Genomic DNA, 12,033 nt, shown 5'->3' on the forward strand with positions numbered 1-12,033 from the left:
ACCGGGGAGGCGCCAACAGCGGCACTCCCCGGTCACAGCCGTTTATTTCGAGATCGTCTGCGCGCCCTTCAACCGGCCAAACGCGCCTTCGATCAGCGCCTTCAGCTGCTCGTAGTGTTTCGCGTAATAGCCGACTGCCGGGGATGCCGATGCCGGACGGCCGCTGTAGGCCAGCTTCTGTCCTTCACGCATGCCTTCACGCAGATGATGCTCGACGTAGAACCAGGCGCCCTGGTTCTGCGGCTCGTCCTGTACCCAGACCACTTCGTTCGCGTTTTCGTATTTCTTGATTTCCGCGTCGAACTGCTTGTGGGCGAACGGATACAACTGCTCGATACGGATGATCGCGACGTCGTTCGCCTTCGCTTCACGGCGATGCGCGATGAGGTCGTAATAAACGCGACCCGAACACACGATCACACGCTTGACCTTCTTCGACTCAACCGTGCCATCCACTTCGCCGATGATCGGCTGGAACGAACCCTTCGCCAGTTCCGAAAGATCCGACACCGCTTCTTTGTGACGAAGCAGCGACTTCGGCGTAGCGACAATCAGAGGCTTCCTGAACAAACGGATCATCTGACGGCGCAACAGATGGAAAATCTGCGCCGGCGTGGTCGGCTGGACCACTTGCATGTTGTGGTCAGCACAAAGTTGCAGGAACCGTTCGATACGTGCCGACGAGTGCTCCGGACCTTGGCCTTCATAACCGTGCGGCAGCAGCATGGTGAGACCCGAAACACGGCCCCACTTCACTTCGCCCGACGAGATGAACTGGTCGATCACGACTTGCGCGCCGTTCACGAAGTCACCGAATTGCGCTTCCCACGCAACCAGCGTGTTCGGTTCTGCGGTCGAATAGCCGTACTCGAAGCCAAGCACCGCTTCTTCCGACAACACTGAGTCGATCACGGTGAACTTCGCCTGACCTTCAGCAATGTTCTGCAGCGGAATGTACGTGCCGTCGTTCCAGCGCTCGCGGTTCTGATCGTGCAGCACGGCGTGACGGTGCGTGAACGTGCCACGGCCCGAATCCTGGCCCGTGAGACGCACCGCATAACCCGACGCCACCAGCGACGCGTATGCCAGATGCTCGCCCATGCCCCAGTCGAGCTTCGCTTCGCCCCGGCCCATTGCGCGACGATCGTTGATCACGCGCTCGACGAGCGGATGCACCTTGAAGTTATCGGGAACCGTGGTGATACGGTCGGCGAGACGCTTCAGTTCGGCCAAAGGAACGGCTGTGTCAGCGGCATCGGTCCATTTGCGGTTCAGGAACGGAACCCAGTCCACCGCGTACTTGCTCTTGTAGTTCGAGAGCACCGGGTCGACCGTGTGATGACCATCGTCCATTGCCTGGCGGTACGCCTTCACGTAACCATCAGCGTCTTCAGCCGTGAGCACGCCTTGCTGCACCAGCTTTTCAGCATACAGCGCGCGCGTACCCGGATGCTTCGCAATCGTCTTGTACATCAGCGGCTGCGTGACCGCCGGCGTGTCCTGCTCGTTGTGACCCAACTTGCGGAAACAGATGATGTCGACAACCACGTCCTTGTGGAACTGCATGCGGAAGTCGATAGCCAGCTGCGTGCACAGCACGACCGCTTCCGGATCGTCGCCGTTCACGTGCAGCACTGGCGCTTCGATCATCTTCGCCACGTCCGAGCAATACAGCGTCGAGCGCGCATCACGCGGGTCGGACGTTGTAAAGCCGATCTGGTTGTTGATGACGATATGCAGCGTGCCGTGCGTGCCGTAACCACGCGTTTGCGCGAGGTTCAGCGTTTCCATGACCACGCCCTGACCGGCAAACGCCGCGTCGCCGTGAATCTGGACCGGCAGCACTTGGAGGCCATCGACGTCGCCGCGACGATCCATACGTGCCTTCGCCGACCCTTCGACCACCGGGTTCACGATTTCAAGGTGCGACGGGTTGAACGCGAGCGACAAATGCACCGGGCCGCCGTCGGTTGAAACGTCCGACGAGAAACCCTTGTGATACTTCACGTCACCGGCCGGCAGGTCATCGACGTGCTTGCCTTCGAATTCGGCGAACAGGTCAGCCGGCATCTTGCCCAGCGTGTTCACTAGAACGTTCAGACGTCCGCGGTGAGCCATGCCGATGATGATTTCCTGCACGCCGGCCGCACCAGCGTGGCGCACGACTTCGTCCATTGACGCGATGAAGCTTTCGCCGCCTTCCAGCGAGAAGCGCTTCTGGCCAACGTACTTCGTGTGCAGAAAACGCTCAAGCCCTTCGGCTGCCGTCAGGCGCTGAAGAACGTGCTTTTTCTTGTCGGGGGAGAAATTCGGGGTGGAGCGGATCGATTCGAGCTTTTCTTTCCACCAGCGCTTCTGTTCCGGATCGCTGATGTACATGAACTCGGCGCCGATCGTGCCGCAGTACGTGTCACGCAATGCCTTCACGATCTCGCGCAGCGATGCCTGTTCGAAACCGAAATACAGGTTCTGTGCATGGAACATCTGATCCATGTCGGCTTCGGTGAAGTCGTAGAACGCGGGTTCGAGCTCAGGAATGGCCGGGCGCTCGCGGCGCTTCAGCGGATCGAGGTTGGCCCACTGGGAGCCGAGGAAACGGTAGGCTCCAATCAGCGACTGGACGTAGACCTGCTTGCGCGCGGTTGCCAGATCACCACTGCTTTCGCGCGGCACGAAGCCGTTCGATTTCGCGCGTTGCGCGAACGATTCGACGATCGGGCCATGGGCCACGTCGTTGTGATTCGTCCCATCCGATGCAGGCACGTTCTGCAACGCATCGAAATAGGTACGCCAGGTCTCGGGCACTGACGCGGGATTATCGAGATATGCCTCGTACTGTTCTTCCACATACGGGGCATTACCGCCGAACAAATAGGAGTTCAGCTGGGAATTCTTCATCATTTTTACGCTCACCTTTCTTCGAGTTTCTCGAGAAATAGCGGGTTACTCAACCTTCCGCAACACGGCCTGACCGTTTAGCGGATTGCGCGAATCAAGTCTGCTTGGAAGGACCTAAAACTGGCAATACTTTCTCTAGCATAGCACAGATCAATACGTCGACGCGCTGATGGTCGCAGCCGGGATGCTTATCCAGCGGGCTTTCGGGGACCTTTCGCGAATAAGGGACGCATCTGATTCAACGCTAATGGGACGCTTTGTTGCAATAAAAAAGCCGCCCGAAGGCGGCTTTCTCGAACGTCAATTCGTCACGCAAATACTCGCGCAAATCAGTCCACTGCGCCCTTACGGCTGGCGCTGCGACGCTCGTGTTCCTTCAGGTAACGCTTACGCAGACGGATGGATTGCGGCGTAACTTCGACCAGTTCGTCGTCGTCGATAAATTCAACCGCGTATTCCAGCGACATCTGGATCGGCGGCACGAGGCGCACCGCTTCGTCCGTTCCCGACGAACGCACGTTGGTCAACTGCTTGCCCTTGATCGGGTTCACGACCAAATCGTTGTCGCGGCTGTGAATACCGATGATCATGCCTTCGTACAATGCGTCGCCCGGCGACACGAACATGCGGCCGCGATCCTGCAGCTTCCACAATGCGTACGCAACAGCCGCGCCGTCGTCCTGCGAAATCAGCACGCCGTTACGACGTTCGCCGACTCCGCCTTCCTTCACCGGCTGATACGAATCAAACGTGTGGCTCATCAGGCCCGTGCCGCGCGTGAGCGTCAGGAATTCCGACTGGAAGCCGATCAGGCCGCGCGCCGAAATACGATACTCAAGACGCGTACGGCCGCGGCCGTCCGACGCCATATCGAGCATTTCGCCCTTACGACGACCCAGTTCTTCCATTACGCCGCCCTGGTTTGCATCTTCCATGTCGACGGTCAGGTTTTCGTACGGCTCGTGCTTCACGCCGTCGACTTCCGTCATCACCACGCGCGGACGCGACACGGCGAGTTCGTAGCCTTCACGACGCATGTTTTCCACAAGAATGGTCAGGTGCAGTTCGCCACGGCCCATCACTTCGAACGTGGTTTCGTCGCCGGTTTCATTCACGCGCAACGCGACGTTGTGGTTCAGTTCCTTGAACAGGCGGTCGCGGATCTGACGGCTTGTGACGAACTTGCCTTCGCGACCAGCCAGCGGCGACGAGTTCACCAGGAAGTTCATGGTCAGCGTGGGTTCGTCCACGGTGATCATGGGCAATGCTTCCGGGGTATCCACGGCGCAAATGGTCACGCCAATGCCAATTTCTTCAATACCGTTGATCAGCACGATGTCGCCGGCTTCGGCTTCTTCGACCTGCACGCGCTCGAGGCCCTTGAACGACAGAACCTGATTGATCTTGCGGTTCAGGATCGCGCCGTCAGGACCCGTACGCACGGCAACAGCCATGCCCGGCTTGATACGGCCACGCGTGATCCGGCCAATACCGATACGGCCAACATACGACGAAAAGTCGAGCGACGTGATCTGCAACTGCAACGGCGCTTCCGGATCGGCCGGGCGAACCGGGACGTGTTCCAGCACGGCGTCGAACAGCGGACGCATGTCGCCTTCACGCACGTCCGGGTTCAGCCCGGCATAACCGTTCAGGCCCGATGCGTAGACGATCGGGAAATCAAGTTGTTCTTCGGTGGCGCCCAGCTTGTCGAACAGGTCGAACGTCTGGTTGATCACCCAGTCGATACGCGCGCCCGGCCGGTCGACCTTGTTGATCACCACGATAGGCTTGAGGCCGAGCGCCAACGCTTTCTTCGTCACGAAGCGCGTTTGCGGCATCGGGCCTTCAACGGCGTCCACCAGCAGCAGCACCGAGTCAACCATCGACAGCACGCGCTCCACTTCTCCGCCGAAGTCGGCGTGTCCGGGGGTGTCGACGATGTTGATGTGCGTGCCTTCATACTCGACCGCGCAGTTCTTCGAAAGGATCGTAATGCCACGTTCCTTTTCGATGTCGTTCGAGTCCATCACGCGCTCGACGACAGCCTGGTTCTCTCGGAACGTGGCCGTCTGGCGGAGCAATTGGTCGACGAGCGTAGTCTTGCCGTGGTCGACGTGGGCGATGATGGCGATATTGCGGAGGGCGCGAGTCATAGGAGGCTGAGGAGCTTGTACATACAGTTGAGCGCCGTGGGTGGGTGCAAGCAGCAGGCCGCGGGGTCAGCTCAAAGGCCAACTTAAAAAGTCGACTCAGTAAGAAACCTCCACGCCCCCCGCACTCGGCGCGATGGGAACCCGAGAGTGTAACACGCCGGCGTGTCCTCTTCCTCCCCATCGTGCAATAGGACATAACCCGGAACCGCCTGCCTATTTCAAGACAGCCGAAAACCGGCGTCAACGCCTGCTGTCAGGCCTTAGCGGGCTTCCTGCGAATCTCAAAATAACAACAACCGCATCAACGACATCAAATTAAGAAGATTCTTAACATGCACGTCGAAGTACTTGTCGCGTCAACTATGTGATTCTATAATCTTGCTTAGTCAATTATTGCAAGCGCACGAGAATCCATGAGCGACGCCCCCCAGCCGGTTCCCGAAATTGCGAATTACGAACTCAGCGAAAGCGTTGGTTACCTGCTTAGCCGCGTCCGCTCGACTTTGTGGAACAGCGTCACGCAACACACAATGGCCGATCTCGGCATTACCAGCACGCAAGCCAGCATCATGTTCATGCTGGCAAGCGGAAGGAGCCTCGCCGCCGCCGATCTGGCGCGCGAATACGGGATTGACGCGAGCGCCGTGACCCGCCTGATCGACCGCCTGGAAAAGCGTGGACTCATTACGCGCTTGCGCAGCGAGGAAGACCGGCGGGTCGTCCGACTGGCGCTAACTGAAGAAGGCCGTGCACTGGCCGGACAGATTCCGGCAATCTTTACGAAGGTGCTCGACAAGCTGTTAAGCGGCTTTACGCCAGAGGAAGTAGGCTTCCTCAAAAGCATGCTGCGCCGGATCCTGTTGAACTCGGGCGACCCCATGTCTGCAGCGCTGCTCGGCATGCAGGAAAAATGCGCTACTAAACCCTCCTATTGATGACACGTCGCGCACCGCTAAATGATGCCCATGGAATGACAGCGCTTTCCCGTTGTGCGGCTGGCATCGTAATAAAAATGAAAGAAATTAGTTGCAGCGTCCATCTTTACACTCCCTATCAAAGAGCCGAGCGATGAAACTCTTTTGTTCGTCCGCGCCCGTCGCTGCGCGCAGCGCCCTGGCTGCCGCCGTGGCAGCGTTTGTCCTTGGCGGTTGCGCGAACTACGCCGGCATTAAAAGCGACAAGCAAATCGCCCAGCCGCAAAGCGATGCGCTGCAAGCCGCGCAAAGCCTGCCTTCGCAAGGCGGCCAGTGGCCGTCGCTCGACTGGGCGAAGCAGTTCGGCGATCCGCAATTGCCGCAATTGATCGACGAAGCGCTGGCCGGCAGTCCTTCGATTGCGCAGGCACAAGCGCGCATTGCGAAGGCATCGTCCTATATTGAGTCTTCACGCTCTAGCCTTTATCCGAAGGTGAACGGCTCGTATTCGTGGTCGCGCGAGCTGTACTCCGGCAACGCGCTCTACCCGCCTCCGTACGGCGGCTCGTGGTATAGCGAAAACAATGCGCTCGTAAGCGCGTCGTGGGATCTCGACCTGTGGGGCAAGAATCGCGCGCGGCTGGATCAGGCGGTCTCGCAGCAGAAGGCCGCAGAGGCCGACATGCAGCAGGCCCGCGTGACGCTGGCCGCGTCCGTTGCGCAGACCTATAACCAGCTCGCCCTGCTCTACGAACTGCGCGACGTGGCCCAGCGCGAGATCGCGAACCGGACGGACATCGGACGGATCACGAACGGCCGCGTGCTGGCAGGGCTCGACACAAACGTGGAAAGCCGCACCGCCGAAGGCAATATCGCGACGAGCCAGACGAACCTGTCCGAACTCGACGGCCAGATCACGACCACGCGTTATCAGTTGGGCGCATTGCTCGGCCAGGGTCCGGATCGGGGCTTGAAGATCGCCACGCCGGTGCTCAATACGAAGATCGCGGTCACGCTGCCTGACAACGTGCCCGCGGATCTGATTTCGCGCCGTCCGGATATCGTCGCGGCCCGCTGGCAAGTCGAAGCAGCGACATCGAACGTCAAGGAAGCGAAGGCCGAGTTTTTCCCCGACATCAATTTGTCGGCGGCGGCAGGTTTCGATGCGTTCGGGTGGAGCCGCTTTATCAACTTTGGCAGCCGTCAGTTCAACGCGGGGCCAGCCATACACTTGCCGATCTTCGACGCCGGCGCATTGCGCTCGCAGTTGAAGGGCCGTTACGCAGACTTTGACCTGGACGTAGCCAACTACAACCAGACGCTGATCAACGCGCTCAACGACGTCGCCACGCAGATCGCGTCGATTCGTTCGGTGGATCAGCAAACGAGCGATGCCGCGCGCGCCCTCGACGCCTCGACGCACGCGTATCAGCTCGCCGTGATTCGCTACAAAGCCGGTTTATCGCAGCAACTGCAAGTGCTTACCGCCGATCAGAACCGGTTGGCGAACGAGCAGACCGTAACGAATCTGCGCATGAAGCGCCGTGACCTGCAATTCGGTCTTATCAAGGCGCTGGGCGGTGGTTTTGACGCGGCGGATACGAACCTGGCCATCGACGGGCAAACGTCGAAGAGCGCACCGTCGCAGACCGCGTCGGCCGCGTCCAAGACAGCAAACTGAATCGACTAGCAGCAACCCAAGACAGAGAAATCGGAGCCATTCATGAGCGACCCTCAACAAAACGCCGCAGCAGCGCCGGCGCCTAAAACCAATAACACCAAGCGCCGGGTGCTGATGAGCCTGATCGTGCTGGTCGTGATCATCGCGGCTATCGCTTACGGGCTGTACTACTTCCTGATCGCGCGTTTTCACGAAAGCACCGATGACGCCTACGTGAACGGCAACATCGTGCAGATCACGCCGCAGGTGGTCGGCACGGTGATCTCGGTGAACGCCGACGACACGCAAACCGTGAAGATGGGCGATCCGCTCGTCGTGCTCGATCCCGCCGACTCCAAGGTCGCGCTTGATTCGGCCGAAGCGAATCTCGCGCAGACGGTGCGCCAGGTCCGCACGCTGTTCGTCAACGACAACCAGTACGCGGCGCAAGTCGCGCTGCGTCAGTCGGATCTCTCGCGTGCGCAGGACGACTTGCGTCGCCGCATGACGATTGCCCAGACGGGCGCGGTCTCGGGCGAAGAAATTTCGCACGCCAAGGACGCTGTGCGCGGCGCGCAAGCATCGCTTAATGCGGCCCAGCAGGAATTGCAGTCGAACCGTTCGCTGACCTCGAACACGACCATCGCCAGCCATCCGAACGTACTCGCCGCTGCCGCGAAGGTCCGCGATTCGTACATCAACTACGCACGCAACACCATGCCGGCGCCGGTGACGGGTTATGTCGCGAAGCGTTCGGTGCAGGTCGGCCAACGCGTATCGCCGGGTAATCCGCTGATGGCAATCGTGCCGCTGAACGGCGTATGGGTCGACGCCAACTTCAAGGAAGTGCAGCTCACGCATATGCGCATTGGTCAACCGGTTGAACTCACCGCTGACGTGTATGGCTCCGGCGTTGTGTTCCACGGCAAGGTGATCGGCTTCTCGGCGGGCACGGGCTCGGCGTTCTCGTTGCTGCCGGCGCAAAACGCCACCGGTAACTGGATCAAGGTCGTGCAGCGTCTGCCGGTGCGGATCGGACTCGACCCGCAGGAACTTGAGAAGCATCCGCTGCGCATCGGTTTGTCGATGAACGTGGACATCACGATCAAGAACGAGAACGGCGGCCAGCTCGGCACCGCGCCGAACACCGTGTACCAGACCGATGTGTTCGCCAAGTACGGCGATCAGGCCGACGCCGAGATCGCCCGGATTATTGAAGCGAACGAAGGCAGTTCGGGCCCGGGTACAGGTACGGGCGGCGCGCAGAAGACGTCGAAGGACAACGTGCAGCCGGCGACGAAGCAAGATCTCGCCAAGCTGATGTAAGTCCTCGCACAAGTTTTCCCGGAACCGTCATATGTCTCAACCAAACGCCGTTCATCCGCCGCTAGAGGGCGCGAAACTCGTGATCGGTACGATCGCGGTTTCGCTCGCGGTATTCATGAACGTGCTCGATACGTCGATTGCCAACGTGTCCATTCCGTCGATCTCCGGTGACCTCGGGGTATCGTCGGATCAGGGCACGTGGGTGATCACGTCATTCGCGGTCGCCAACGCAATCTCGGTGCCGCTGACCGGTTGGCTCACGCAGCGCTTCGGACAGGTCCGCCTGTTCATGACGTCGATCATCTTGTTCGTGCTCGCTTCGTGGCTGTGCGGCCTCGCGCCGACCCTGCCCTTCCTGCTCGCCGCGCGTGTGTTGCAAGGCGCGGTCGCCGGCCCAATGATCCCGCTCTCGCAGACCTTGCTACTCGCGAGTTATCCAAGAGCGAAAGCGCCCATGGCGCTCTCCATGTGGTCGATGACCACGCTGATCGCGCCGGTCGCCGGGCCAATCCTGGGCGGCTGGATCTCGGACAACATCTCCTGGCCGTGGATTTTCTACGTCAACATTCCGGTGGGTATTGTCGCGGCCGTTGCTACGTTCGTGATTTTCCGCGACCGGGATTCGGTCATCCGCAGGGCGCCTATTGATACGGTAGGTCTCGGGCTGCTCGTGATATGGGTCGGCTCGCTGCAGATCATGCTCGACAAGGGCAAGGATCTCGACTGGTTCAACTCGACCACCATTGTGGTGTTGACGCTGATCGCCGTGATCGCGCTGGCGTTTTTTATCGTGTGGGAGCTGACGGCGGAACATCCGGTCGTCGACCTGTCACTCTTCAAGCTAAGAAATTTCACGGGTGGGACGATCGCGCTAGCGATTGGTTATGGACTGTACTTCGGCAATCTCGTGCTGTTGCCGCTGTGGTTGCAGACCGACATTGGCTATACCGCGACCGATGCCGGGCTTGTGCTCGCGCCAGTCGGCCTGTTCGCGGTCGTGCTCTCGCCGGTGGTGGGCAAATTCCTGCCACGCATCGATCCACGCAAGATTGCGACCGCGGCGTTCCTCGTGTTCGCGCTCGTGTTCTGGATGCGCTCGCGCTACACCACAGGCGTTGACACCTTCTCGCTGATGATGCCCACCTTGATCCAGGGTATTGGCATGGCTGGATTTTTTATCCCGCTCGTGTCCATCACGCTGTCGGGGCTGCCGGGAAGCCGGATTCCAGCGGCATCGGGGTTGTCGAACTTCGTGCGGATCATGTGCGGCGGGATTGGCACATCGATTTTTTCGACTGCGTGGGATCATCGGTCGAATATTCATCACGCGCAACTCGTGGAGCAGGCTAATTTGTACAACCCGAACTTCACTGCTTCCATGCAGCAGTTTGGCGCGGCCGGCTTCAGCCAGTCGCAGGGTTATGGACTCTTCAACAGCATGGCCACGCAGCAGGCTGCGCAGTTGGGCGTGAATGATTTGTTCTATATCTCGGCGGGGATATTCGTCGCGCTGATCGCGTTGATCTGGATCACGAAACCGGAGAGATCCGGCGGTGGAGATTCAGCGGCCGCGGCTTCGGCGGCGCATTGAAGCTCTGTTGCTACCAATAAAAAACGCCACGAAATTTCGTGGCGTTTTTTTGCTTCGGCCGATCTTCAAGCCGCCGATACCACCAGCCGCTCCGGCGCCAACACACCCTCACCCGCTCGCGCGACGCCTAGCAAGCGCTGGTCATCGAGTGCATAGACGCGAACGCGGTCCGCAGTCGCGGGCACATCCGCAATATCCGATAACTTCAGCCGCTGCCCTTGGCAGAAACGACGCGTGGCATCGGCGTCGAGATGAACGGCCGGGAAGGTGGACAACAACGCATCCACCGGCTGCAGCCAACTGTCTCGCTCGTCTGGCGCGGCTTCTGCAAGCGTGTCGAGCGTGACCGCGTGTTCGAGCGTCAACGCGCCGACGCCGGTGCGGCGCAATGCAACCAGATGCGCGCCACATCCCAGCATCTCACCCATATCCTCAGCAAGCGTCCGCACGTAAGTGCCTTTGCTACACGTCACGCGAAACGTCACATCGGGCAACGCACACGCGATCAGATCAAGCGCGTGGATGGTCACGTTGCGCGCTTCGCGCTCAACTGTCTGCCCGGCACGCGCGTACTCGTATAACGGCTTGCCGTCGCGTTTGAGCGCGGAATACATCGGCGGAACTTGCGCGATGTCTCCACGGAAGTGAACCATGGCAGCGTGAATCGCGGCTTCGTCACAGGTCACATCACGCGTTTGCAACGCTTCGCCTTCGGCATCCCCGGTGGTCGTGCGCACACCGAGACGCATGGTCGCTTCGTAGGTTTTATCGGCTTCGAGCAAATCCTGCGAAAACTTGGTCGCTTCACCGAAACACAGCGGCAGCAGACCCGTCGCTAGCGGATCAAGCGTGCCGGTATGCCCGGCCTTCTTCGCCAGATAGATTTTCTTGGCACGAATCAGCGCGTCGTTGCTCGACAGTCCGAGCGGCTTGTCGAGCAGCAACACACCATCGAGCACGCGACGCGGAATCTTCGGACGGGTAGAACCGTTCATCGATCAGGCGCCCTTCTCGTCGTCGGTCTTGTCTTCTTGTTCGTCGGCGGCCTTATTCTCTTCTTCGTCGTCCTTCGCGCGCGTGGAATTCGCTTCATCGATCAGCTTCGACATTTCCACCGCCCGCACCACGGTCTGGTCGTAGTGGAAATGCAGGGTAGGCACGGTATGAATATGCAGGCGCTTGAATAGCAAGTTATGCAAATGCCCGGCTGCGTGGTTCAACCCGGCTTCCGTTTCCTTCGGATCGCCGGTCAGCGTCGTGAAATACACCTTTGCGTGCGCGTAATCGGGCGTCAGTTCGACGCTCTGAAACGTCACCATGCCAATGCGCGGATCTTTGACATCGCGCACCAGTTCGGAAAGATCGCGTTGGATCTGATCCGCGATCTGCACATTGCGGTTGGGTGAAGTACGTTTCTTGGCCATGATGTTTCCATAAATATGTATGCGCCGGACTCAATGGAGGGCGCTCAGGGACTTTCGCCCAGGC

Annotated in this window: 8 protein-coding genes; 4 read left to right on the forward strand and 4 right to left on the reverse strand. The window is 59.6% G+C overall.

The genetic code is table 11. The features are described from left to right. Positions 1-42 precede the first annotated feature (42 nt). The gene (locus SBC1_RS10240) at positions 43-2,901 is read right to left on the reverse strand and encodes a 2-oxoglutarate dehydrogenase E1 component (protein WP_165091781.1); all 2,859 of its coding nucleotides are present in this window, start codon (positions 2,899-2,901) and stop codon (positions 43-45) included. A 326-nt stretch (positions 2,902-3,227) separates the two neighbouring features. Next, positions 3,228-5,054: a translational GTPase TypA gene (gene typA / locus SBC1_RS10245; protein ID WP_089160941.1), complete on the reverse strand. Its 1,827-nt coding sequence runs from the start codon at positions 5,052-5,054 to the stop codon at positions 3,228-3,230. 413 nt (positions 5,055-5,467) lie between these two features. Here typA and SBC1_RS10250 point away from each other — a divergent pair, with 413 nt between their 5' ends. From SBC1_RS10250 to SBC1_RS10265, 4 genes are all read left to right on the forward strand, one after another. Then, complete coding sequence (locus tag SBC1_RS10250; protein WP_165091783.1) at positions 5,468-5,989, forward strand: MarR family winged helix-turn-helix transcriptional regulator; 522 nt, start codon at positions 5,468-5,470, stop codon at positions 5,987-5,989. Positions 5,990-6,122: 133 nt separating this feature from the next. After that, a complete protein-coding gene (locus tag SBC1_RS10255) occupies positions 6,123-7,649 on the forward strand; it encodes an efflux transporter outer membrane subunit (protein ID WP_165987590.1) in 1,527 nt (508 codons plus the stop codon). Positions 7,650-7,691: 42 nt separating this feature from the next. Next, the gene (locus SBC1_RS10260; protein ID WP_165091788.1) at positions 7,692-8,954 is read left to right on the forward strand and encodes an efflux RND transporter periplasmic adaptor subunit; all 1,263 of its coding nucleotides are present in this window, start codon (positions 7,692-7,694) and stop codon (positions 8,952-8,954) included. Positions 8,955-8,985: 31 nt separating this feature from the next. Beyond that, the gene (locus SBC1_RS10265; RefSeq protein WP_165091790.1) at positions 8,986-10,545 is read left to right on the forward strand and encodes a DHA2 family efflux MFS transporter permease subunit; all 1,560 of its coding nucleotides are present in this window, start codon (positions 8,986-8,988) and stop codon (positions 10,543-10,545) included. A gap of 65 nt (positions 10,546-10,610) precedes the next feature. Here SBC1_RS10265 and truB read toward each other — a convergent pair whose 3' ends face one another. Together truB and rbfA are read right to left on the reverse strand one after the other, a co-directional pair. Continuing rightward, positions 10,611-11,540, reverse strand: coding sequence for a tRNA pseudouridine(55) synthase TruB (gene truB / locus SBC1_RS10270; RefSeq protein ID WP_165091792.1), 930 nt, complete (start codon positions 11,538-11,540; stop codon positions 10,611-10,613). Positions 11,541-11,543: 3 nt separating this feature from the next. Next, positions 11,544-11,969 carry a 30S ribosome-binding factor RbfA gene (gene rbfA, locus SBC1_RS10275; protein WP_165091794.1) on the reverse strand — a complete coding sequence of 142 codons (426 nt, stop codon included), beginning with the start codon at positions 11,967-11,969 and terminating at the stop codon, positions 11,544-11,546. Between the last annotated feature and the right edge of the window lie 64 nt (positions 11,970-12,033).

The organism is Caballeronia sp. SBC1 (assembly GCF_011493005.1).
GTDB lineage: Bacteria > Pseudomonadota > Gammaproteobacteria > Burkholderiales > Burkholderiaceae > Caballeronia.